At 59.5% G+C, this 23,245-nt stretch carries 20 protein-coding genes; 2 read left to right on the forward strand and 18 right to left on the reverse strand.

Going from position 1 to position 23,245, the window contains the following annotated elements; all coding sequences use genetic code 11:
- Positions 1-234: 234 nt before the first annotated feature.
- The 10 genes from ftsZ to murD all read right to left on the reverse strand — a co-directional run bounded on the left by ftsZ (position 235) and on the right by murD (position 11,899).
- A complete protein-coding gene (gene ftsZ, locus AKU79_RS03920) occupies positions 235-1,881 on the reverse strand; it encodes a cell division protein FtsZ (protein ID WP_050522274.1) in 1,647 nt (548 codons plus the stop codon).
- 180 nt (positions 1,882-2,061) lie between these two features.
- Positions 2,062-3,396 (reverse strand): cell division protein FtsA, encoded by a 1,335-nt coding sequence (ftsA, locus tag AKU79_RS03925; protein WP_050522275.1) that lies wholly within the window; start codon positions 3,394-3,396, stop codon positions 2,062-2,064.
- Positions 3,393-4,358, reverse strand: a complete 966-nt coding sequence (locus AKU79_RS03930; protein WP_050522276.1) for a cell division protein FtsQ/DivIB — start codon at positions 4,356-4,358, stop codon at positions 3,393-3,395. The genes ftsA and AKU79_RS03930 overlap by 4 nt, the downstream gene beginning before the upstream one ends.
- A complete protein-coding gene (locus AKU79_RS03935) occupies positions 4,346-5,269 on the reverse strand; it encodes a D-alanine--D-alanine ligase (RefSeq protein WP_197087225.1) in 924 nt (307 codons plus the stop codon). The genes AKU79_RS03930 and AKU79_RS03935 overlap by 13 nt, the downstream gene beginning before the upstream one ends.
- Positions 5,270-5,301: 32 nt before the next feature.
- Entirely contained in the window at positions 5,302-6,249 is a 948-nt protein-coding gene (gene murB, locus AKU79_RS03940; protein WP_082223916.1) for a UDP-N-acetylmuramate dehydrogenase, read from the reverse strand.
- An 88-nt stretch (positions 6,250-6,337) separates the two neighbouring features.
- The gene (locus tag AKU79_RS03945; RefSeq protein WP_050522277.1) at positions 6,338-6,595 is read right to left on the reverse strand and encodes a DUF2484 family protein; all 258 of its coding nucleotides are present in this window, start codon (positions 6,593-6,595) and stop codon (positions 6,338-6,340) included.
- Entirely contained in the window at positions 6,592-8,019 is a 1,428-nt protein-coding gene (gene murC, locus AKU79_RS03950; protein WP_050522278.1) for a UDP-N-acetylmuramate--L-alanine ligase, read from the reverse strand. The genes AKU79_RS03945 and murC overlap by 4 nt, the downstream gene beginning before the upstream one ends.
- On the reverse strand, positions 8,016-9,110 hold the full coding sequence (locus AKU79_RS03955; protein ID WP_050522279.1) for a UDP-N-acetylglucosamine--N-acetylmuramyl-(pentapeptide) pyrophosphoryl-undecaprenol N-acetylglucosamine transferase: 1,095 nt from the start codon (positions 9,108-9,110) through the stop codon (positions 8,016-8,018). Before AKU79_RS03955 ends, murC begins: the two co-directional genes overlap by 4 nt.
- Positions 9,110-10,276, reverse strand: coding sequence for a peptidoglycan glycosyltransferase FtsW (locus AKU79_RS03960; protein ID WP_050522280.1), 1,167 nt, complete (start codon positions 10,274-10,276; stop codon positions 9,110-9,112). The genes AKU79_RS03955 and AKU79_RS03960 overlap by 1 nt, the downstream gene beginning before the upstream one ends.
- A gap of 219 nt (positions 10,277-10,495) precedes the next feature.
- A complete protein-coding gene (gene murD / locus AKU79_RS03965) occupies positions 10,496-11,899 on the reverse strand; it encodes a UDP-N-acetylmuramoyl-L-alanine--D-glutamate ligase (RefSeq protein WP_050522304.1) in 1,404 nt (467 codons plus the stop codon).
- Positions 11,900-12,236: 337 nt separating this feature from the next.
- On the opposite strand from murD, the gene AKU79_RS19460 reads away from it, so the two are divergent.
- On the forward strand, positions 12,237-12,398 hold the full coding sequence (locus AKU79_RS19460; RefSeq protein ID WP_197087226.1) for a hypothetical protein: 162 nt from the start codon (positions 12,237-12,239) through the stop codon (positions 12,396-12,398).
- On the opposite strand, the gene mraY is transcribed toward AKU79_RS19460, so the two are convergent.
- The 8 genes from mraY to AKU79_RS04015 form a co-directional block, all read right to left on the reverse strand.
- Positions 12,384-13,466, reverse strand: a complete 1,083-nt coding sequence (gene mraY, locus AKU79_RS03975) for a phospho-N-acetylmuramoyl-pentapeptide-transferase (RefSeq protein WP_050522282.1) — start codon at positions 13,464-13,466, stop codon at positions 12,384-12,386. The genes AKU79_RS19460 and mraY overlap by 15 nt on opposite strands.
- Positions 13,467-14,909: a UDP-N-acetylmuramoyl-tripeptide--D-alanyl-D-alanine ligase gene (locus tag AKU79_RS03980; protein WP_050522283.1), complete on the reverse strand. Its 1,443-nt coding sequence runs from the start codon at positions 14,907-14,909 to the stop codon at positions 13,467-13,469.
- A gap of 141 nt (positions 14,910-15,050) precedes the next feature.
- A complete protein-coding gene (locus tag AKU79_RS03985) occupies positions 15,051-16,523 on the reverse strand; it encodes a UDP-N-acetylmuramoyl-L-alanyl-D-glutamate--2,6-diaminopimelate ligase (RefSeq protein ID WP_050522284.1) in 1,473 nt (490 codons plus the stop codon).
- Positions 16,524-16,542: 19 nt separating this feature from the next.
- Complete coding sequence (locus AKU79_RS03990; protein WP_050522285.1) at positions 16,543-18,330, reverse strand: peptidoglycan D,D-transpeptidase FtsI family protein; 1,788 nt, start codon at positions 18,328-18,330, stop codon at positions 16,543-16,545.
- Positions 18,327-18,755: a cell division protein FtsL gene (ftsL, locus tag AKU79_RS03995; RefSeq protein WP_050522286.1), complete on the reverse strand. Its 429-nt coding sequence runs from the start codon at positions 18,753-18,755 to the stop codon at positions 18,327-18,329. Before ftsL ends, AKU79_RS03990 begins: the two co-directional genes overlap by 4 nt.
- Positions 18,755-19,798 (reverse strand): 16S rRNA (cytosine(1402)-N(4))-methyltransferase RsmH, encoded by a 1,044-nt coding sequence (rsmH, locus tag AKU79_RS04000; protein WP_050522287.1) that lies wholly within the window; start codon positions 19,796-19,798, stop codon positions 18,755-18,757. Before rsmH ends, ftsL begins: the two co-directional genes overlap by 1 nt.
- A gap of 3 nt (positions 19,799-19,801) precedes the next feature.
- Positions 19,802-20,311 carry a division/cell wall cluster transcriptional repressor MraZ gene (locus AKU79_RS04005; RefSeq protein ID WP_050522288.1) on the reverse strand — a complete coding sequence of 170 codons (510 nt, stop codon included), beginning with the start codon at positions 20,309-20,311 and terminating at the stop codon, positions 19,802-19,804.
- Between the two features lie 783 nt (positions 20,312-21,094).
- A complete protein-coding gene (locus AKU79_RS04015; RefSeq protein ID WP_050522290.1) occupies positions 21,095-22,162 on the reverse strand; it encodes an Mrp/NBP35 family ATP-binding protein in 1,068 nt (355 codons plus the stop codon).
- 257 nt (positions 22,163-22,419) lie between these two features.
- Here AKU79_RS04015 and AKU79_RS04020 point away from each other — a divergent pair, with 257 nt between their 5' ends.
- Positions 22,420-22,632, forward strand: coding sequence for a DUF1127 domain-containing protein (locus AKU79_RS04020; protein WP_408002830.1), 213 nt, complete (start codon positions 22,420-22,422; stop codon positions 22,630-22,632).
- Positions 22,633-23,245 lie beyond the last annotated feature (613 nt).

Consider the following 23,245-nt stretch of genomic DNA (forward strand, 5'->3'; position numbering starts at 1 on the left):
ATTTGTGTCATTGACTGTCACGGGCATCTTGGACCGAAGGCCACTAAAACCAATGCGCGCTTTCAGTGCATTTTAAATAGTCGGATGCTGCAGCAGCAACAACTCACGCTTTGTGACCTTCTGTTACAAATCAGGAATCAGCCTGCAAAAGCCCGCCTATAGAGACGCAAGTTATTGATTTTATTAACAAAAAGGCCCGCCGAAGCGGGCCTTACGATAGATATATTTGAACAGTTAATTCGCCTGACGCCGCAAAAATGCCGGAATCTCAATCCGTTCTTGATCGGCATTCATCTCTGGCTCGTCGTCATAGGTGCTAACGGGCGGCTGTTGCCGCGCGAGTTGGGGCTGACCAGCAGGGCGTTCGGCATGGCCTTCACCATGGCCTGCCATCCGGTTGATCAGGGAACCGATACCAAACCGAGGGCGCGGAGCCTCGGCCGGGGCAGCCTGACGTGCAGCCGGTTGCGGCGCATGTTGGCCCATCGGGCGTTGCTGCTGCGATGGCGTTTTGGAAACTGCGGCTTGCAAACGGGCCAGCGCCTCGGGCGAAGGCGTGCCTGTTGCACGCGGCCGCGGTGCCACAAATTCGGACGCATCGGCATCCAACGCAGCCGTCATTGCACGCGGCTGCGGGGCGGGTTGTGCACGATAGGCCGGCGGCGGCAAATCATCGCTCGCCGCTTCTTCTTCGTAAGAAGCTGCGGCAGGGCGATCAAACAGGTTCAGCGCAGGTTCGGCATGAACTGGTGCAGGGCGCTGCTGTTGCGGTGCCGGTTGGGTAACGGTCGCAGAAGAGACCTTCAACGGCGCGCGCGGCGCCTCGGCAACCGGTTCAGGTGCGACAAAGCTGGCCGTTGGCAAAGGAGCAGCGATTGACCGACGTGCAACAGGGTTTTCATGCGCTGTGACTGCGGCATCAATACCAGTTGCAACGACCGAGACGCGCAGCCGCCCCTCCATCGAGGTATCAAGCGTCGAGCCGACGATAATATTTGCATCCGGATCGACTTTTTCGCGGATGATATTCGCGGCTTCATCCAATTCAAACAGCGTCAGGTCATAGCCGCCGGTGATGTTGATCAACACACCTTTAGCGCCATGCAGGCTGATTTCATCCAGCAGCGGGTTGGCAATAGCCTTTTCAGCGGCCTGAACTGCGCGATCATCGCCCTCAGCCTCGCCAGTGCCCATCATCGCCTTGCCCATTTCGTCCATCACGGCGCGAACATCAGCAAAGTCGAGGTTGATAAGGCCCGGACGAACCATAAGGTCGGTCACGCCTTTTACGCCCTGATACAGCACGTCGTCGGCCATAGCGAAAGCTTCGGTAAAGGTCGTGCGCTCATTCGCCAGACGGAACAGGTTCTGGTTCGGAATGATGATAAGCGTGTCGACAACTTTTTGCAGCGCCTCAATGCCTTCTTCGGCCTGCTTCATACGCTTGTTGCCTTCGAACTGGAACGGCTTGGTCACAACACCTACCGTCAGAACGCCCAGCTCACGCGCGGCTTGCGCGATGATCGGGGCCGCACCTGTACCGGTACCGCCCCCCATGCCCGCGGTGATAAAGCACATATGTGCACCCGCAAGATGGTCAACAATTTCCTCGATGGTTTCTTCGGCGGCAGCAGCCCCGACAGACGGACGCGCACCAGCCCCCAAACCTTCGGTCACTTTCAAACCCATCTGAATGGTCGATGGCGCACGGCTTTGCTGCAAAGCCTGTGCATCGGTGTTGGCAACCACGAACTCAACACCTTCAAGCTGCTGGTCGATCATGTTGTTGACCGCGTTGCCGCCGGCCCCACCAACCCCGAACACGGTAATCCGTGGTTTCAGTTCTTCGCGCTGCGATGTCATCAAAAGATTAAGTGTCATTGCCAATCCGCCTGCCTAAAAGTGTCCCTGCGCCTTAAGATGGCGCTTTCAGTCCCGCTATTTCACAAATCTTAGACATTACCAAGGCAAAGGTCACGAAAAAAACATCGCCGCACCACAAAATATGGGCGAATTTCTGCCGTTTTCACGCGATTTCGTTAATATTGCCGGATATTGTGGTTACCAGTTTTCCTTGAACCATTTCATGGCACGTTTCAAAGACCGCGCAGGATAGCGTTCGGTCGGAATATCGAAATCCCACCATTCATCTTGCGGGTTAGCCGCGAACAGGCACAGCCCCACAGCCGAGGAAAACGCAGGTCCTGTTGCAGCTTGCGGCAAGCCCTGCACCCGCAAAGGCCGACCAAGCCGGACCCGTTGCCCAAGAATGCGAGCCGCCAAACCATCAAGCCCCGGAATCTGGCTTGCGCCACCCGTCAGCACGATTTGCTGGCTTGGCAAATGGTCAAAGCCGGCGGCATCCAGCCGGGCGCGGGCCTCTTCCAAAATCTCTTCGACGCGTGGGCGCATGATCCCGATCACCTCGGTGCGGCTGACTTGACGGCGGTCTTTTTCCCAATCACCGCTGTCGCCACCAATTTCAATCATCTCACGGTCGTCCATGCCTGTTGCATGCACGCCGCCAAACTTGGTCTTGATCCGCTCGGCGGTTGTCAAAGGCACCTGAAGCCCTTTGGAAATATCAGAGGTTACATGGTCACCGCCCATGCGCACGCTGTCGGCATAGATCATGTGCTTTTTCATAAACACGGAAATGCCGGTCGAGCCGCCGCCCAAATCGATACAGGCAGCCCCCAACTCTTGCTCATCCTCGACCAGCGACGAAATGCCGGAAACATAGGCCGACGACGCCATGCCAGCCATTTCAAGATCACAGCGTTTCAGGCAATAGATCAGGTTTTGCACCACTGCGGCATCAACCGTCATCATATGCAAGTCGCACGACAGGCGGTTGCCAATCTGGCCACGCGGATCACCCAAGCCTGAACGGTGGTCCAGCGCAAAGTTCACCGGCTGGGCGTGCAATACCTCACGCCCCTCGCCCACATCGGGCACATCGCATGACGCCAGAACCTGCGCCACGTCTTGCTCGGTTACTATACTGTCCTGCAAATCCCAATCGCCGGCCAGCCCGTAGCTGCGCGGCTCGGCCCCCGAAAAACAGGCAATTACATGATCGACCCGCACGCCGGCCATTTTCTGCGCCGACTGCACCGCGGTGCGAATGGCGCTCTCGGTCTCGTTCATCACCGCAATTTCACCCAACCGCACGCCTCGCGACCGGGTTGTCGCTGCCCCGATCACCCGGAACGAGGATTGGCCAGCCATTGACCCCACGCCATCAACCTCACGCGCGCCCGAGGCGTTTTCGAGCCGCAAAATCAGGCAGCCCACTTTACTGGAGCCGATATCCAAAATCGCGATAACACCGCGCTGCATGGCTGCACGGCGAATGTTGCGCATGGCGCGCTGGGTTTGATAGAGATCCTTCATAGGTCGCTCTCCGCAGGAATAATGCCACGTGCGCGGCGCATTTCAGCTAATGAATAAGGGGCAAGGCGCAAAGATGGTCGGCGCTGCAGGCGTAGATCGACGGCAACAACATCCCGGGCCAAAAGATCTTGGGCCTGATCCAGGGCGATAAGACGTTCAAGCGCGACAACAGGTTGATCGACTGGTAGCAGAATGCGTTGATTGCGGTCCAAGACGACATCCCAGCGGCGGTCACCCATCCGAACCAACCCGCGCAAACGCGGCGAAAGTGGCCCGATCGAGGTTAATATTTGCTGCGCCTCTGCAATCGCCTTATCGGCCCCCTCGCCCGCGACAAGTGGCAAATCGTCACGATCGTTGCGATCCGTGATTTCCGCGACCCGCATGCCGGTTTTGTCAATCAACCAGGTTCCGGCACCATTGCGCCAAACAAAGGCAGGCTCGCGCTCTTGGATGGAAACCTGCAAAACGCCGCCCGATTGCACCTGTACATTCACATCTGCAACCGCAGTCAGCTGGGCAATTTTCGCGCGCGCCGCCTCTAGATCCAGATCAAGCGAACTTTGCGGCAAAGGCAAAGCAAGCGTCGAGCGCACGGCCTCGGCCAAATCAGGCGACGCGCCATCAATCGCCAACAGCTTTACGATAAACTCGGGCCGGTTTTTCACCGTTTCGCGCAAGTCGGTATAGATCGACGCGATGCTTTCACGGCGCTCTTGATCGGCCAAATAAAGGCCAAGGCCAAAAGTGACCACAAAAGCAGGCAGCCCTACGCGCAACGCAGTACGCACGAATGGTGTCAGCCAAAGGCGTTGCAGCCGATATGCGATACGGCTTGGTGCAGGATCGCGGCGCGGGGCCGAGGCAACGCGCTTTGCACTGTGATGGGGCGGCGCAGAATGATGTGATGCTTTGCGGGGCGCATATTTTGCATCATAACGTGTCGCGACTAGCGGTTGCATGACGCATCCTCCACAATCCAGCGGCACAGATCGGGAAAGGACATTCCCATAGCTGCTGCCTGTTCAGGCGCCAGCGACGTTGGCGTCATGCCGGGCTGGGTGTTGGTTTCCAGAATAATCAGGCCCGCAAGCCCGCGCGCAGCATCCCAACGGAAATCGGTGCGCGACAACCCGCGGCACCCCAACGCGTTATGCGCCCGCAGCGCATAATCCTGACACGCCTTGAAAATATCAGCCGGAATATCGGCAGGCACCACATGACGAGAGCCGCCGACCGAATACTTGGCATGATAATCGTACCAGCCATCAACGATAATGTCGGTGACCGTCAGCGCGCGGTCGCCCAACACGGTTGTCGTCAACTCTCGCCCCGGCGCATAGGTTTCAACCATCACCACATCCGGCATCTCGGCCGACAGCTGGGGCGGGGCATTGGCTGCTTCATGCACAATATAAACGCCGACCGAAGAGCCCTCGTTATTCGGCTTGACCACATAGGGCGGCGGCAGGACATGGCGGGCGGCAACATCGGCTTTCGCGGCCAGAACGCTGGCCACCACCGGCAAACCTGCCGCACGAAACGCCGCTTTGGATTTTTCCTTATCCATTGCCAAAGCCGAAGCCAAAACACCGGAATGCGTATAGGGAATGCGCAACCATTCCAACATGCCCTGGACGCAGCCATCTTCACCCCAGCGGCCATGCAAGGCATTAAACACAACATCGGGCTTGATTTCGGTCAAACGTGCAACAAGGTCTGGCCCGGCATCAACCGGAACCACCTGAAATCCTGCCTCCGTCAGAGCCGTCGCGCATTCACGCCCAGAAGATAACGACACCTCCCGCTCTGCGGAAGGGCCACCCATCAAAACGACCACCCTGGAGGCTGCCTTACGCGACATGCCAGCCATATTTACTGCCTCAAGGCCTTTTGCGGCCCATATTATTGTTTTTCAGCAAGCCTTTCGCCGACCCGCTTGATTTCCCACTCTAACGTAATCTTACTGTGTTCGAAAACCCTATTTCGTACCTCTTCACCCAATTCTTCTAAATCTGCGGCAGTTGCGCCACCTATATTGATCATAAAGTTGGAATGCATAGGGCTCATCTGTGCGCCGCCACGGGTTGCACCGCGCATACCGGCATCATCAATCACTTTCCACGCCTTTAACTCATGGCTGTCATCGGCGCGGCCGGTCGAGGAAAATCCGGCCGGATTGCGAAAGGTAGACCCTGCGCTGCGATCGCGTGTCGGTTGGCTGGCATCACGCTTGGCGATTTGCTCGGCCATCTTATCGTGCAATGTTTGTGGGTCGCCGCTTGGCGCACGGAATGTGGCCGAGATAATGACGGCGCCTTCAGGCAGGCTCGATTGGCGATAGCGCAGATCTAGCGCTGCCGCAGAAACGGTTTCCAGATGTCCATCACGCGTGACGATCTGAATATCTTGCAAAACATCGGCAACGTAGTGACCATAGCACCCCGCGTTCATCCGAACTGCGCCACCAACTGCGCCCGGAATGGTGCGCAAAAATGTCAAATCCAGCCCCGCATCCGCCGCTTTGCGCGCGACATGGGCATCCAGCGCAGCGGCCCCGGCGACAACCCTGCCCTCTTGAACTTCTATAGCATTAAAGCCACGGCCAAGCCGCACAACAACAGCCCGCAACCCGCCATCCCGCACAATCAGGTTAGAGCCAACGCCCATCGGGAACACAGCGACCGACGGGTCAAGCGCGGCCAGAAAATCGGCCAGATCCTGAGCATCGGCAGGTTGGAACAGCCAATCAGCAGGGCCGCCGACGCGCAGCCATGTCAGATCGGCCAAGGCACGGTTTGGGGTAAGCGTGCCGCGCACGGGGGGCATAGAACTGGGCATATTTTGGGTCATGACCGCTTGGTAACGCCAGCACTAGATTTCGGCAAGCGTTTCAAGCGCAAAGGCTGAAGGATCGGCAAAAACCTGTCGATAGGCGCCGTCACTCGGCCGGATTGGCGACTTTGGCTTTCATCCAGCGCCAGAAATACACCAAGGGCCAGCGCAAAACCGATGCCCCCATAGCAAAAATGATCAGCCCGACAATCGGGCCGTTGACCCAAGTAACCCAGCCCAAAATCGGAATGCCCACAGCGATCAACGCATAAGCGGCACGCCAATGGTAATCCCGGCTTGGTATAAAACCGGTCACATTGGCCGCAACCAGCCAGATCAATGCTGCGGTCAACGCCGCCGTCATGCCGCAGGCCCCTGCAACAGACTTGGCAAATTATTGGCCCAAGCCGAAATTGTACCGGCGCCAAGGCAAACCACCATATCGCCGGGCCGCGCCTGTTCACGCACCAATCGCGCAAGGTCGCCTTCATCCATAATCGCGCGGGCGTGGCGGTGGCCGTGGGCGATCAGCCCTGCGACCAGATCGTCGCGCGATGCACCAGGAATGGGGTCTTCGCCCGCGCCATAAACCTCGGCAATCGCGACGACATCAGCCTCATTAAAACAAGTGCAGAAATCATCCATCAGGCTGGACAGGCGCGAATAACGGTGCGGTTGATGCACCGCTATCACGCGGCCTTTGGTGGCCTGACGCGCGGCTTTCAACACGGCTGCAATCTCAACAGGGTGGTGGCCGTAATCGTCGATAATTGTCACGCCGTTCACCTCACCCACGCGGGTAAAGCGGCGGTTAACACCGCCAAATGCGGCCAGCGCCTCGCGGATTTCTGACTTCTTCATACCAAGAAAACGGCACACTGCAATTGCCGACAACGCGTTTGACACGTTATGATCGCCCGGCATCGGCAAAGTGCAGCCCTCAATCACCACAGGGTTACCATCGGCATCAGGGCTTTCGCCTTGCAGCGCCACATCAAAATGCGCCACGCCGTTTTCATAGGTCAGGTTGATCGCCCGCACATCGGCCTGCGCGTTAAAGCCAAAAGTCACAACACGGCGATCGGTAATTTTACCAACCAAGGTTTGCACCTCGGGGTGGTCGGTGCAGCACACGGCCAAACCGTAAAACGGAATATTCGACACGAAATCAAGGAAGCCTTTGCGCAGCGCGTCAAAGCTGTGCCAATGCTCCATATGCTCGGGGTCGATATTGGTGACAATCGCAATAGTCGCAGGCAAACGGTTGAACGAGCCATCGGATTCGTCGGCTTCCACCACCATCCACTCACCCGCACCGGCGCGGGCGTTTGACCCGTAAGCATGGATGACGCCACCGTTAATGACGGTCGGGTCAAATCCGCCTTTGTCCATCAAGGTTGCAACCATCGTCGTCGTCGTGGTTTTGCCATGCGTGCCACCAATCGCAATGTTCGACCGCATCCGCATCAGCTCGGCCAGCATCTCGGCGCGGCGCACCACGGGCAGGCCTTTGCGACGGGCTTCTTCCAACTCGGGGTTGCCCTTTTTGATCGCGGTTGACACGACAACCACAGCCGCATCACCGATGTTTTCAGCCCGCTGGCCCTCAAAAATCTCGGCCCCCAACTCGGCCAAACGGTCGGTAATTTTTGACGTTTTCGCATCCGAACCCTGCACGCGGTAACCCAAAGTCATCAAAACTTCGGCGATACCAGACATGCCAATCCCCCCGATGCCGACAAAATGGATCGGCCCAAGTTCAACGGGAAGTTTGGTGACGGAATTCATAGCGGGGCCCTTTCTGTCAGGCTTTCGACAAGTTCAACAAGACGGTCGGTCGCATCGGCACGGCCATGCGCCACGGCATTGCGTGACATGGTCATGGCGGCTTGCGGGTTTTCAAAAATGGCGGCCATATGCGTGGCCAGCGTTTCCGCATCCAACGCTTTTTCAGGGATCAGCACGGCGGCTTGACCATCGACCAACCCACGGGCGTTGGCGGTTTGATGGTCGCCCGTCGCGGCAGCATATGGAATAAGGATAGCCGGCCGCCCGATTACCGAAATATCGGCCACCGAAGACGCCCCCGACCGCGAAATAACCAGCTGCGCCTCGGACAGACGGCGCGGAATATCGGTGAAAAACGGCTGCACATCGGCGTTGATTCCGGCGGCATCATAGGCCGCGATCACACGGTCCAGATCCTCGGCCCGTGCCTGATGCGCCACCCGCAAATTCGCGCGCAAACTGTCAGGCAAAGCCGCCACAGCGGCAGGCACCACATCTGACAAAATCCGCGCGCCTTGGCTACCGCCGATCACAACCAAAGACATCGGGTAATCACCGGGCGGAATATAACCCGCCCCTGCCCGTTCCAGCACCGCGCCACGCACTGGGTTGCCAGTATAAGTGCCGGTCACGCCTTCGGGCAGGTTCGTCGGCCAAGTGCCACAGGCCACCGCCATCACACGGGCAGCAAAAATCTGGTTCACACGGCCCAAAACGCCGTTTTGTTCATGAATCATCCGCGGGCGGCGCAACACAGTCGCCGCTGTCAGCGCCGGAATCGACGGATAGCCGCCAAACCCAACCACCACAGCAGGCTTGTCACGCAACATCCCCAAAGCCGCGCCAATGACACCACCCGCAATGCGAAACGGCACCAATGCCTTGGCCAACACCCCACCGCGCGCAAAGGTGGCCGAGGCAACCTGCTCGATCACCACCTCACGCGGAAAACCACCCGCATAGCGCGCACCGCGTGCATCGGTTGACAGCTTGACCCGCCAGCCGCGCGCCACCATCGCCTCGGCCAAGGCCTGCGCGGGAAACATATGCCCCCCGGTGCCACCCGCAGCGATCAGCAACAACGGCCCCATCAGCGACCCCGCCGGAACAAGATTTCACCAATTTGCCCCTGCGGGCGCGTCCGCGTCAGCGCCAGCAACATGCCCAGCGTAATCCCCGCCGCAATCACCGAAGATCCGCCATAGCTGACAAAGGGTAAGGTCATCCCCTTAGAGGGCAAAAGCCGCACCGCCACCCCCATGTTCACCATCGCCTGCACAGCGAAAATGCAGGCAAGCCCTGCCCCCGCCAGCCGGATAAACGGATCACGTTCGCGCATCAGCCGGAACAACGAGCGCACAACAATTGTGGTATAAAGCGCGATGATGCACAGCACCAACAGCAACCCGTATTCCTCGGCGGCAACAGCAATGATAAAATCGGTATGGGCATCGGGCAGCGACCATTTCACTTGCCCCTCCCCCACGCCGACCCCAAAGAACCCGCCTTCCTGAATGGCGTTGGTCGCATAGCCGATCTGGGTACGTGGGTCGATCTCTGGCGATAAAAAGCCGTTGATCCGGCGGGCAAAATGCTCGGACGCGTTATACGCAAACATCGCCCCTGCACCGACCAACCCCAAAACCGAAGCAATCAGAACCATCGGTGCACCAGCGATGAAGTACACCACCGACCAGCCAAAAATAACCAAAGCCGCCTGCCCGAAATCAGGCTGCAACGCCAACAACAACACGACGATGAACGTAATCAGAAATGACATCGACTTGCCCTGCGGTCCGTTCACATCCTGCGCTGCGGCCATCAGCCAAGCTGTCAAAACAATGAAACCGGGCTTCAAAAACTCGGATGGCTGCACACTGGCAAAACCGAAACTGATCCAGCGAACAGCCCCTTTGCCAAAATCGGTGCCAATAACCGGCAGCATCGCAATTGCTGCAAAAGCCGCCAAAAATCCGATGACGCCAAGGCGGCGCACCATCGCAGGTGGCATCATCGAGATGCCCAACATCACAGCCAGCCCTATGCCGCCGAAAAATGCTTGGCGTTTTACATAATAAAACGCATCCAGACCATTGCGCTGTGCAAGCGGCACCGAGGCCGCCAGCCCCAACAAAATGCCCACACCAAACAACGCAAAGACAGCGGCCAAGGACCACCGATCAATACTGCGCCACCAACGAGGAAATACCGGCTCCACTACCCTTTCGGGCATGGAACCATAGACCATCTCAGTCATGGGATTACCGCCTGATTTGCCTGTTTACTGCCAAAATGCCCGGATGTTCCCCCGGATCTGGTTCAAACTGTAGCAACGATCGCGCTCGGTGGCTAGGGAAAAGGGTAAAAACAGCGCCCAATTTTCAGGAATTTCACCGCCTCGCGCTTTCTTTTCGGCAAAAATATCCTCAGGGGGGAATTCGCCTTCAGGCGAAGGGGGGCAGAATGCCCCCGCCTTCTAACTTCCCAAAAATGCCCGTACCTTCGCAGTGAAATCTTCCCCCCGCTTTTCGAAATTCGGATACTGGTCAAAACTTGCCGCTGCAGGGGCCAGCAAGACCACCTCTCCAGCCTCGGCCTCTGCTGCCGCGCGGGCCACAGCCTGCTCCATGGTTTCGCAGATCTCATGCGGGGTTTCGCCCAGCTCCAGCGCAAAATCGCGGGCGCTATGGCCAATCAAATAGGCTTTTGAAACCGAACCCAAGTATGGCACCAGACCGCTTATCCCGCCATCCTTGCCCAACCCGCCTGCGATCCAGCGGATGCGGGGAAAGGCCTGCAACGCTTTGGCGGCACTATCTACATTGGTGGCTTTGCTATCATTGATAAACCGCACACCGTCTTTTTCGCCAACCAACTGGCTGCGATGTGGCAGGCCTGCAAAGCTGTGCAATGCCTGCTCAATCACCTTTGGTCCGATTCCCAGGCTGCGCGTTGCAGCATAGGCCGCGCAAGCATTTTGGTGGTTATGGGCGCCCGGCAGGCCTGAAACGGCCCGCAGGTCGATCGAGGCCACTTGCCGCCCTTTGCGCCATTCGCTCAGAAATCCCTTGCGCGCGAAAACTGCCCAGCCAAAGCTTTCCAGCTTTTGCCCCGATGAAATGCGGATCACGCGATCATCCTGCGCCCCTTCAGAGAGCTGGTTCGCAAGATAGCGACCTTCAACCTCATCCACCCCGATCACCGCGCGGTCAGGGCCGCCTTCGGCAAACAGGCGGCGTTTGGCGGCGAAATAGCCGCCCATGCCGCCGTGGCGATCAAGGTGGTCAGGCGAGAGATTGGTGAAAACCGCCACGTCTGGCGTCAGTGCCCGGGCAAGATCGGTTTGATAGCTGGAGAGTTCCAGAACGATAACTTCGCCGTCAATTCCCGGGTCGATATCAAGCACACCGCGGCCGATATTTCCGGCCATTTGGGTTGGGCGGCCTGCTACGGACAGAATATGGTGGATGAGGGCCGTCGTGGTTGATTTGCCGTTTGATCCGGTGATTGCGATGACGCGGGGCAAGGTATCGAAACCATCCCAATCTTTGGTCGCAAAGCTTTGGAAAAACAGACCGATATCATTATCGACCGGAACGCCGGCCAAAAGGGCCGCCGCGATCACGCGATTGGGGCTGGGATAAAGATGGGGGATGCCGGGCGAAACGATAAGGGCTGCGATGTCATCAAAGGCGCCGTTGCGGGTCAGATCGGTGCAGGCAAAGCCCTCGGCCTCGGCTTTGGCGCGGGATTCGGGGCTGTCATCCCAAAGGACAGGCGTGGCCCCGCCGGCGGTCAGGGCGCGGGCGGTGGCGAGGCCGGAGCGGCCGAGCCCGAGAACGGCGACTTTCTGGCCTTGGAAACAGGTAACGGGAATCATGGCGCGGCCTTTCAACAATTTGGACCGAAGAATGCGGGGATGGGGGGCGGGCTGCAAGGGGGTGCGGTTTGGCTACGGTCAGGCAGGTGGTTGACCGCGCGCGGACATTTAGTCAAGTATATGTTTTTACGTATTTTTCATGTTTTCATTTACCTTATATTAACCCGCGCCGCGCGTTTGGGGAGGGGATGGGATTTAGGTATTTGAGCCAAGATGAAGCCGGGGGGCGGGACCTATTTTGCGACGCCGCGCATTTATCGGGGATGGCAAGAAGAATGGGAGGTGGTTTTGCCTGATCGATCGGGTGTCGGGCCGCGTTGTGCAGGCTTTCAGCACCATGTCGCAATCTTGCGCCATCGCGGCGATGACGGCCAAACAGCTGGCGATGCGTGTTCAGCTGTTTGGCATTGGTGATGTGGTCAAGGCCATGCTTTTGGCCAAGGGTAAAACGCTGTCGGGCCGAAGAGATCCCCGGCCCGCGATGTTAGCGGAGTTTTAGCGTTGCGAGGCCGATCAGCCCGAGGATCAGCGAGATGATCCAGAACCGGATAACGATTTGCGGCTCGGCCCAGCCCTTTTTTTCAAAATGGTGGTGAATCGGGGCCATGAGGAAAACGCGGCGGCCGGTGCGTTTGAAGTAGAGCACCTGAATGATGACCGAAAGTGCCTCGACCACGAACAGGCCGCCAACAATCGCAAGGACGATTTCGTGTTTGGTGCAGACGGCAATCGCGCCAAGCGCGCCGCCTAGGGCAAGCGAGCCGGTATCGCCCATGAACACGGCGGCTGGCGGGGCGTTATACCACAAGAACCCGAGGCCGCCGCCGAACAGGGCGGCTGTAAAGATGAGCAGCTCGCCCGTGCCCGGAACAAAATGGACGCCCAGATATTCGGTATAGTTGTAGTTACCGACGATATAAGAGATCACGCCAAGCGTGCCTGCCGCGATCATCACCGGCATGATTGCAAGGCCGTCGAGGCCATCTGTCAGGTTGACCGCATTGGCAGAACCGACAATCACGATCATCCCGAAGGGAATGAAGAACCATCCTAGATTGAGCAATGTATCTTTGAACACCGGCATGGCGAGGCGATATGCCAGCGCCTCGGGGTGGGCCCAGGCAGCGGCGGTACAAGCGACCGCAGCAATAATCAGACCAAGAAGGAAACGCACCTTGGACGACACGCCTTTGGTGTTTTGCTTGGAAACTTTGGCATAGTCATCGGCAAAACCGATCAGACCAAAGGAAAAGGTGACGCCCAGCACGATCCAGACATAGGGGCTATCAAGCCGCGCCCAGAGCAAGGTGGAAAACAGCAATGCCGAAAGGATGAGCAGCCCGCCCATTGTCGGCGTGCCGGCCTTGGCGAAATGGGTTTGCGGCCCGTCATTGCGGATCGGCTGGCCTTTGCCCTGACGGCGGCGCAGCAGGTTGATGAGCGGCTTGCCAAAGATAAAGCCAAAGATCAGCGCGGTGAAAAATGCCATACCCGCGCGGAAGGTGATGTAGCGGAACAGGTTAAAGATGTCGCCGCCGTCTGAAAATTCCGTAAGCCAGTATAGCATTTACTCGGTTCCTTGATGTGCAGGGGTCGGTTGCCCCAATTTGCGCAGGGCGTCAACCACCAGACTGACTTTGATACCCTTGGAGCCTTTGACCAGCACGATGTCGCCTGCATCCACCAGTTGCGGTGCTTTTGGCAAAAGCTCGGCCGCTGTTTCGACCCAGTGGCCGCGTTTGGATTTGGGTAAGGCGCTGTGGAGCGCGCGCATTCGCGGGCCAACGCAATGGACCAGTGCGATTTGGGCCAGCGCGGGGTGGGTGGCGATAGCGGCGTGCAGGGCGATTTCGGTAGGCCCCAGTTCGAGCATGTCGCCAAGGATGGCAATGCGGCGGCCTTGGGCGAGGCGCCCCACCTTGTCGGTGGGCTTGCAAGCAGCCAGCAGGTCAAGTGCTGCGCCGGTTGAGGCAGGGTTGGCGTTGAACGCATCGTCGATCAGGCCAAAGCTGTGGCCTTCGACATCATCAAGGACGATGGTTTCACGGGTGCCGCGGCCGGCGGGCGGCGCCCAGCGGCCAAGATCGGTGGTGGTAATTGCGCGGTCAAAGCCAAGGGCATCAGAGGCGGCAAGTACTGCCAGCGCATTGGCGGCAAAATGTTTGCCGGGGGTGGCGAGTTTGAACAGCATGTCCTGCCCCGCCTGCCGCGCGCGGGCGATGGTGGCGAACTCGGTGATCTGGACGTCTGTGAGGCGGTAGTCGGCCTGGGCATGGCTGCCAAAGAGAACCGTGGTGACGCCGGCAAGCGAGGCTTTGGCGGTTAGGATGGGGGTGACGTCGAGGTCGGCGGGAAGGATGGCGGTGCCGCCTTCCTCTAACCCGTCGATAATGGCGGCTTTTTCGGCGGCAATCCCTGCGAGGTCGGCAAAGGCCTCAAGATGCGCGGGGGCGACGGTTGTGATGATAACAACATGCGGGCGGACCATGCGGGCAAGCGGCGCGATTTCGCCGGGGTGGTTCATGCCGATTTCGAGCACAGCGAGGCCGGATTCGCGGGGCATGCGGGCGAGTGTGAGCGGCACGCCCCAGTGGTTGTTATAGCTGGCCTCGGCGGCGTGAACGCGGGTTTGGCCGGAAAAGGCCGCGCGCAGCATTTCCTTGGTCGAGGTTTTGCCGACCGAGCCGGTCACGCCGATCACGCGCGCCTCGGTGCGGGCACGGGCGGCGCGGCCCAAGGCTTCGAGGCCTTTGAGCACATCGGGGACAAGAAGCAGCGGGGCGTCGGCGGGCAGGCCTGCCGGGATACGCGAGACAAGGGCAGCGGCTGCGCCTTTTTCAAGCGCGGTGGCCACGAAATCATGCCCGTCGCGTACATCCGTGAGGGCGATGAAGAGATCGCCTTTTTGCAAGCTGCGCGTGTCGATCGAGACGCCGGTGGCTTGCCAGTCTGCGGGGCATGTGCCGCCTGTGGCGGTGATGGCGTCTTGGGCGGTCCAGAGCGGGGTCATGCGAGTGGTCCTTATGGTCTGGCGGCGGTCTGTTGGCGGGCGCCGGGGGAGTTCACATCCCCCAGACCCGTACCCGGATTCTCTGTGGGATATTCGGGCCGAAAAGAAAGCGGAAGGGGGGAGTTGAGGAGATTGTTGGCATCAGATCAGCCCGTCGAGTGCGGCGACGGCGATGGAGGCCTGTTCGGCATCGTCGAAGGGATAGGTTTGGCCTTTGATGGTTTGGCCGGTTTCGTGGCCTTTGCCGGCGATCAGCAGGGCGTCGCCGGGGCCGAGGGCATCGACGCCGCGCAGGATGGCCTCGGCGCGGTCGCCGACCTCGGTTGCCTGCGGGCAAGCGGCCATGATGGCGGCGCGGATGGTGGCGGGATCTTCGGAGCGGGGGTTGTCATCGGTGACAAACAGGATGTCGGCGTGTTCGGCTGCGGCCTGCCCCATCAGCGGGCGTTTGCTGGTATCGCGGTCGCCCCCTGCCCCGAAGACCACCACGATGCGGCCCATGACATGCGGGCGCAGCGCCGCCAGCGCAGTGGCAATGGCATCGGGGGTATGGGCGTAATCGACAAAGACGCATGCGCCGTTCTGGCGGGTCGCGGCGAGTTGCATCCGGCCGCGCACGCCGTTCAGCTGCGGCAAAATGTTGAAGATTTGTGCAGGGTCATCGCCTGCCCCGATAGCAAGCCCTGCGGCTAGCATCACGTTATCGGCCTGAAAACCGCCAATCAGCGACAGGCGGGTTTGATGCGCCTCGCCCAACCATTCCAGCCGCAAATCCTGACCTGTGGCATCAAAGCGTTGGCCAAGGATGCGCAGATCGGCCAGCGCCGAGCGGCCCACGCGCAGCACATCCTGACCGCGATCTTCGGCAAGATTGGCCATGGTTTGGCCCTTTGGATCGTCGATATTGATCACGGCCACGCCGTCTTCGGGCAGGATACGGGTAAAGAGGCCGGCCTTGGCATCAAAATAGGCCTCGAACGTGTGATGATAGTCGAGGTGATCCTGGGTGAAGTTGGTGAAGCCAGCAGCGGCGAGGCGCACACCATCAAGGCGGCGCTGGTCGAGGCCGTGGGAGGAGGCCTCCATCGCGGCATGGGTGATACCGGCGGCGGCGGCCTGCGACAGCATGCGGTGCAGGGTGATCGGTTCGGGGGTGGTATGGGGCGACGGGGCGTGCCATGCGCCTTCGACGCCGGTGGTGCCGATATTGATCGCGGCGTGATCCAGTGCCATCCAGATTTGGCGGGTAAACGTCGCCACAGATGTTTTGCCATTGGTGCCTGTCACCGCGACCATGGTTTCGGGCTGGGCGCCAAACCAAAGCGCGGCTGTGTAGGCCAATGCCTGACGCGGGTCTTGGGCCACGATCAGCGCGGCGGGGGCAATTGCGTCGCGCGCGATGGCAGCACCTTCGGCATCGGTCAGGATGGCTGCGGCCCCACGGGCCACTGCGGCGCGGATATATTCCGCCCCGTGAATCACCGCCCCCGGCAAAGCCGCAAAGAGATTGCCCGGCGCAACGGCACGGCTATCGACGCAAAGACCTGTAATCACAGGGTTTTCGCCGCTACGTGCCGTCAGGCCAAGATCGGAGAGTTTTCTGGCCTGCGTCATGTCTGCCCTCGGCTGTCGGTTATGGCTTTGGTGCTGATACCGCGTTTAGGGGGGTATATTCAATCTGCGGTCTGAGCCCGAGCAAGGGTGCCACGCGGCGGATCACCTCGGCGGCCACGGGAACGGTGGTCCAGCCGGCGGTGCGACGGGGCTTTGGCCCTGTGTTTTCCGAGGCCTCGTCAAGGGTTACAACCAGCACGTATTGCGGATCGGAAACCGGGAACATTGCCGCGAAAGTATTGATGTTTCTGTCTTTGTCATAGCCGCCGCCGGGTCTTACCTTATCGGCGGTGCCGGTTTTGCCACCGACCTCATAGCCTTCGACCTCGCCCAAGGACGCCGTACCGTTGGTGACGACGCGGCGCAGCATTGCCGCCGCAGTTTTCGCGGTTTTGGCAGAAAGGATGCGGGTGCCTTCGGGGATTTTATCACGTTTGAGCAAGGTTGGCGGCAAAAGCACGCCCCCGTTGGCGATGGCCGAATAGGCGACGGCCAGATGCATCGGGCTAACCGACATGCCGTGGCCGTAGGATGTGGTGATGGTCACGATATCGGACCAACGTTTCGGAATCAGCGGAGCGGCGCCGGGCGCCTCGATCAGTTCAATCGGGACCGGATCGAACAGGCCGAGCGATTTCAGGAACTCTTGTTGCCGATCAGCGCCGACCATAAGCGCGATATGGGCGGTGCCGACGTTCGAGGATTTTTCGATGACTTCGGTAACGGAAAGCAACGGGCCGTAGTTATGCCCCTCAAACTCGCCGATTTTGAATTTGCCCCAGCGCATGGGGGCATTGGCATCGACCATGGTGTCGGGGTTCACGAGGCCCAGTTCAAGAGCCTGCGAAACCGCAAAGATTTTGGCGGTCGAGCCAAGTTCATAGACGCCCTGAAGCGAACGGTTGAACAGCGGACTGTCGCCGGGATCACCTTTGAGCAAAGGTGCGGGGCGGTCGTTTGGATCAAAATCGGGCAGCGAGACCATCGAGATGATTTCGCCGGTGTGAACATCCATCAACACGCCGGCAGCCCCTTTGGCGTTCATCATGGTCATGCCCGCATCCAGCACCTCGGCCATCGTGGATTGGATGGTCAGGTCGATGGAAAGGGCCATTGGTGTTGCCGCCTGTGCCGGATCGCGCAGGCGGGCATCCATTGCGCGTTCGATCCCTGCGGTGCCGATCACTTCGGCCGAGTGGACGCCTTCGGCGCCAAAGGACGCGCCGCCAAGGATATGGGCGGCCAGATTGCCGTTGGGATAAAGCCGCATGTCACGCGGACCAAAGAGCAGGCCGGGATCGCCGATATCATGCACAGCCTGCATTTGTTCGGGCGACAGTTTCTTGCGCAGCCACATGAACGAGCGGCCATCGGTAAAGCGGCGCTCCATATCGGCGGCATTCATATCGGGGAAAAGTTTGGCCAGCTCGACAGCGACATGTTTGGGGTCGACCATCTGCTTTGGATGGGCATAGAGCGCGAAGGTCGAAAAATTGGTGGCCAGAATGCGGCCATTGCGGTCGGTAATATCGGCGCGGCGGCCGCTGATTTCGGTACCTGCGCCGGCCGAGCGCGGCTCTTCGGGGACCGAGGCGGCAAGCTGGCCCATGCGGGTGCCGACAACCAGAAACGCCGCGAAGAACGCCACGCCAAGCAGCAAAAGCCGCCCTTCGGCACGGTTCTGGGCGCGGGCGCGGGAATCTTCGGCACGCAGGCGGATGTTTTCGCGTTCGATATGATCGGGGTTTTCACCGTTCTGGCGGGCCGCAAGGATTCGGGCCAAGGGGCGCAGGGGGGTGCGGATCATAGCGGCTCCTCCGAGGTGGTGGTGGGCGGTTCGACATGGCCTTCGCCGTCATTGGTGCTGCTGCCCGTGCTGCTGTCTGTGCCGTCAAGCGTGCCGACGGTATCAACAGGATCGGCCAAAGTAGGCTCGGTCGATGGGGGCTGTGGAAAGGCCACCTGATCGACGCGGTTGAACTGGGACGGTTCCATCGGCAAGAGGCCGAGGCTGTCGAAGTTCAGCGCAGCAAGGTCGCGCAGGCGTGACGGGCGGTTCAGATAAGCCCATTCGGCATTCTGCTGTGACAGGGCCTCACGCAGGGCTGCGATTTCGCGGTTCAGGTTTGACACGTCTTTCAGCGCCCGCTGCGTGGCATAGTTTTCGCGGTAGGCCCAAAATGCAAGCGACATCAGCACGATAGCAGAAAGGATAAACAAGAATGGGCGCATTATCGATGTCCTTTTTTGGCAGCCCTGGGCGTAGAGGGGCGGGACTTGTAGGAAGGGGTCGTCGGCAGCATCGGCACGCCCAAAGCGGCCGGATCAACCGGGCCTGCGGGGGCCGTGGTGCGGCGGCCTACGCGCAGTTTGGACGAGCGCGCGCGCGGATTTTGCGCAATCTCATCGGCATCGGGGGCGACGGCGCCCTTGGTGACAAGGGTAAAACGGGCGGCATCTTCAGCGCGCTCGGGGGCGTAGCGATTGGTTTGCGCATCCTTGCCAGAGCGGTTTTGAAAGAAGCGCTTGACGATACGATCTTCGAGGCTGTGAAAGGTGACAACGGCCAACAAACCACCGGGCTTTAGCGCGCGCTCGGCGGCCATAAGGCCCTCTATCAGCTCATTAAACTCGGTATTCACCGCGATGCGGATGGCCTGAAAGCTGCGGGTGGCGGCGTGCGATTGGCCCGGTTTCGGGCGCGGCAAGCAACCCGACACGATGCTGGCCAGTTGCAGGGTTGTAGTGATGGGGGCGGATTCGCGCGCGGCGACGATGGCACGGGCGATGCGGCGCGAGGCGCGCTCTTCGCCGTAATGGTACAGAATATCGGCAAGCGTTTGTTCAGACGCGGTGTTGACCAGATCGGCAGCGCTTTCGCCGCTTTGCGCCATGCGCATATCCAGCGGGCCATCCTTGGCAAAGGAAAAGCCGCGCGCGGCCTGGTCAAGCTGCATGGACGAGACACCAAGATCGAGGACGATGCCGTCAAGCGGCGCATCCACGTATTGATCCAGGTCGGAAAAATTACCCGCCACAAGGCGCAGGCGGTTGCCATAGTCATGCGCCCAAGCGGCGGCCATTTCCAGTGCAAGCGGATCACGGTCGACGCCCGTCACCGTTTCGGCGCCGGCATCCAGCAAGGCGCGGGTATAGCCCCCTGCACCGAACGTACCATCAAGCCAATGGCCGGAAACCGGACCAACAGCGGCCAGAATCGGGCCGATCAAAACCGGGATATGCGGGCGACCTGACGTGGGATCGCTTTGTTCCAAGGCCTATACCCCCGGCGCAACGCCGCTGAGAAGCGACAGAACATCCATGCCCTCGGGCAGCTCGTCTTCTTCGTCGTCAAGGCTGCCGTTGACGGCGTCATAGGTGGCACCCTTCCAGATCTGGAAGCGGTCAAGCGTGCCTGCAAAAGCGGTTTCATCGCCGTCAGCAAATTCGATTTTGTCCCGCACTTTTTGCGGCAGGACGATGCGACCGTTTTCGTCAATTTCAATGGTCAGAGAGCGGGTGATCAAGTCACGCTCGGCTATCTGACGGGCTTTGGAACCGATGGGAAGCGCGCGCACCTTTGCGGCCAGCGCATCGGCGGCCTGCACGGTATAGCATTCGACATACTGGCGGCTGCGGCCACCGTAAACCATGACAATGCGAGTGCGGGATGTGTCAGAGCTGGAGGGGTCACCGGCATCGAGGACACGGCGAAAAGCTGCAGGGATAGATACCCGCGCCTTGCTATCTACCTTTTGGTAGTATTCGCCTCTGAAGTCTTCCGACACGGTTTGATCGTCCCTTTTGCGCCTTTTTGTGGTGCCACCCTTGCGGGCCTGATTGTTTTTACCCCTGAAACGGACTGCGGCGGATTGAGCTGCTGCCACTGCCCAATCCGCCGCCCTGTCCCGTTTACCGGGTCCTACCGACTGCGCGCGCCACCTGGGGGAGATGTCTGCTCGCTCGCGCGCCGGGTTCTCGTTTTTATCGCCGGAAGCAAAAAGAGCGGTTGCCTGTATGAGCCTGCCATTTTCGCCTTATTCGGGATCTTTGATTATCCCTTTTATTTTGTCTTGCCCGTCTTCCGCTTCCGTAGAACATGTTTGACATGGGATTACGTGGGACACAATGGTTTTTTTTGGGTAAATCGGGGCATATGTTGTTTTTGACAGCTGTGAAAAACAGCATCTTGTGGTGAAAATGGCCTCATTGGATCTAATTGTGCTGTTTGCTTAAAAAATCACTACTATATATAGACAGAAAATTATGCGCCCAGACGATCCCAAGAAAGCCCATTTTTTTTTGGACAGCGCTGCGAAGATAGCCCCTGATCTGCCTAAACTACGTGCCTCGGGTGCGATCTTCCAGCAAAAACCCGCTGAAACGGCGGTGAATTACGTGAAAGTGATTCGCTCATCATCTGGAAAATCTGCCCAATCCCAAGAAATCCCATGTGCAGTGCCACGAATTCCCATTGCGCCCCCCCGCCAAACGCAAAAAGCCGCCCCCAATTGCAGTTGGGGGCGGCCTTTTGGCCGGATTTGGCTTGGTTGCTGCGCGCGGGGGCCGCTTTAGGCCATGCCGCCCGCCACCAGACGCGCGGCAAGTTGGGCATAGGCGGTTGCGGCCGGCCCGTCACCCAGTGCGATCGGGGTGCCCGCATCGCCTGCGACACGGGTTTCCAGTTCCAGTGGCAATTCACCGAGGAACGGCACACCGATTTTGGCGGCCTCGGCGGCAACGCCACCATGGCCGAACAGATGCGCCTCATGCCCGCAATTGGGGCAATGATAGGTAGACATGTTTTCAATCAGGCCCAGCACCGGGGTTTTCAGCTTGGCAAACATATCCAGCGCGCGGCGGGCATCGAGCATCGCCACGTCTTGCGGGGTCGACACGACGATTGCGCCGGTTAGCTGCGTGCGCTGGCACAGAGTAAGCTGAATATCACCGGTGCCCGGCGGCAGGTCTATTATAAGGACATCAAGCTTGCCCCATTCAACTTGTGTCAGCAGTTGTTGCAACGCCCCCATGATCATCGGGCCGCGCCAGACCACCGCATCGCCGTCATGCAGCATCAACCCCATAGACATGACAGTAACGCCATGCGCCTGTAGCGGGATGATGGTTTTGCCATCGGGCGAGGCGGGGCGCTTGCTGACGCCCATCATGCGCGGCTGGCTGGGGCCATATATATCGGCATCCAGCAGGCCAACCCGCCTGCCCTGTTTTGCCAAAGCCACCGCAAGATTGGACGAAACGGTTGATTTGCCAACGCCACCTTTGCCAGACCCGATGGCGATAATACGGTCAATACCGCTTATCGGTGCCGGGCCGCCCTGCTGCGGTGTCGGGTGCTGACCGATTTTCAGGCTGGGCGGTTTGGCCGCGGGGCCGTGGGCTGTCATCACCACTTGCACGGTTGAAACGCCGGGTTGGGCGCGCAAGGCCGCCTCGGCTTGCGCCTGCACGGGGGCAAGGGCGCGCGCCTGATCGGGGCTGGCCGCCTCGATCACAAAGCGGATGGAGTCGCCCTCAACAACCAGCGCCCGAATCAAATCGCGCGAGACGAGTGTGCCGCCATCAGGCAGGGCAACCCCGCCCAGTACCGCCATTACATTATCTTTGGTTAAAGCCATTCTTCGCTCTCCGTCTAATTGTTGCGCATAGGGTGACTGTTTGCAGGCAAAGGGCAAGAGCGCGTTGACCAATTGCTAAAAAATAAGGCGAAGCGCCTGTTTCCCTTAGGTAAATCACGAGTTTGTGTTATTCCGCTGGTGCATAGCTGCATTGCAGCATTGGGCGGTTGTGCAGGTGCAGCATTTGCCCCATCTTGGTTTCAACAGCGCAACACAAGGCGCTTTGAAAACTGAAAGCGAGGCTTAACATGGCATATATGAACACATCCACAGCTGCGAGCTTTGGCCTGATGGACCGCGTTGCCAGCGTGATGAAATCGGCAAAAGAGGCGCTGCACCGCCGCAAGGTCTATAACCAGACCGTATCCGAGCTGCGCGCTTTGTCGACCCGCGAGTTGAACGATTTGGGCATTTCACGCTCGATGATCACCCGGATCGCCCTTGAAGCCGCTTACGGCAAGAATATCTGATCTGCGACGGCCCTATCCTCCTCCCTGGGCCTGATGCGTAAACGGCGACACATTCCTCCCTCCCTCGTGTCGCCGTATTTTCAACGGAAAGCCTTGGTTTTCCAGACTTTCATCCGGCGCTCTCCTCCTCCCTGCGCCGCATGAGACAGGCGGTGACCCCTATCCTCCTCCCGGGGGTCACCGCACAAAGTTTCGGGTGCTGGTCTTTGTGATCACCCCATAGCGGACACACGGCGCTCTCCTCCTCCCTGCGCCGGGTGGCAGTCGCAGCGGTCCCTATCCTCCTCCCGGGGGCCGCTGCACAAAGTTTCGGGTGTTGGTCTATGTGATCACCCCATAGCGGACACACGGCGCTCTCCTCCTCCCTGCGCCGGGTGGCAGTCGCAGCGGTCCCTATCCTCCTCCCGGGGGCCGCTGCACAAAGTTTCGGGTGTTGGTCTATGTGATCACCCCATAGCGGACACACGGCGCTCTCCTCCTCCCTGCGCCGGGTGGCAGTCGCAGCGGTCCCTATCCTCCTCCCGGGGGCCGCTGCACAAAGTTTCGGGTGTTGGTCTATGTGATCACCCCATAGCGGACACACGGCGCTCTCCTCCTCCCTGCGCCGGGTGGC

It is taken from the genome of Pseudorhodobacter wandonensis (genome assembly GCF_001202035.1).
GTDB classification, from domain to species: Bacteria; Pseudomonadota; Alphaproteobacteria; order Rhodobacterales; family Rhodobacteraceae; genus Pseudorhodobacter; species Pseudorhodobacter wandonensis.

Coding starts and splice junctions, on each gene's coding strand:
- ftsZ (WP_050522274.1), bottom strand. CDS start 1,881: ATGACACTTAATCTTTTGATGACATCGCAGCGCGAAGAACTGAAACCA.
- ftsA (WP_050522275.1), bottom strand. CDS start 3,396: ATGAAGGATCTCTATCAAACCCAGCGCGCCATGCGCAACATTCGCCGT.
- AKU79_RS03930 (WP_050522276.1), bottom strand. CDS start 4,358: ATGCAACCGCTAGTCGCGACACGTTATGATGCAAAATATGCGCCCCGC.
- AKU79_RS03935 (WP_197087225.1), bottom strand. CDS start 5,269: ATGGCTGGCATGTCGCGTAAGGCAGCCTCCAGGGTGGTCGTTTTGATG.
- murB (WP_082223916.1), bottom strand. CDS start 6,249: ATGACCCAAAATATGCCCAGTTCTATGCCCCCCGTGCGCGGCACGCTT.
- AKU79_RS03945 (WP_050522277.1), bottom strand. CDS start 6,595: ATGACGGCGGCGTTGACCGCAGCATTGATCTGGCTGGTTGCGGCCAAT.
- murC (WP_050522278.1), bottom strand. CDS start 8,019: ATGAATTCCGTCACCAAACTTCCCGTTGAACTTGGGCCGATCCATTTT.
- AKU79_RS03955 (WP_050522279.1), bottom strand. CDS start 9,110: ATGGGGCCGTTGTTGCTGATCGCTGCGGGTGGCACCGGGGGGCATATG.
- AKU79_RS03960 (WP_050522280.1), bottom strand. CDS start 10,276: ATGACTGAGATGGTCTATGGTTCCATGCCCGAAAGGGTAGTGGAGCCG.
- murD (WP_050522304.1), bottom strand. CDS start 11,899: ATGATTCCCGTTACCTGTTTCCAAGGCCAGAAAGTCGCCGTTCTCGGG.
- AKU79_RS19460 (WP_197087226.1), top strand. CDS start 12,237: ATGTCGCAATCTTGCGCCATCGCGGCGATGACGGCCAAACAGCTGGCG.
- mraY (WP_050522282.1), bottom strand. CDS start 13,466: ATGCTATACTGGCTTACGGAATTTTCAGACGGCGGCGACATCTTTAAC.
- AKU79_RS03980 (WP_050522283.1), bottom strand. CDS start 14,909: ATGACCCCGCTCTGGACCGCCCAAGACGCCATCACCGCCACAGGCGGC.
- AKU79_RS03985 (WP_050522284.1), bottom strand. CDS start 16,523: ATGACGCAGGCCAGAAAACTCTCCGATCTTGGCCTGACGGCACGTAGC.
- AKU79_RS03990 (WP_050522285.1), bottom strand. CDS start 18,330: ATGATCCGCACCCCCCTGCGCCCCTTGGCCCGAATCCTTGCGGCCCGC.
- ftsL (WP_050522286.1), bottom strand. CDS start 18,755: ATGCGCCCATTCTTGTTTATCCTTTCTGCTATCGTGCTGATGTCGCTT.
- AKU79_RS04015 (WP_050522290.1), bottom strand. CDS start 22,162: ATGGCTTTAACCAAAGATAATGTAATGGCGGTACTGGGCGGGGTTGCC.
- AKU79_RS04020 (WP_408002830.1), top strand. CDS start 22,420: ATGAACACATCCACAGCTGCGAGCTTTGGCCTGATGGACCGCGTTGCC.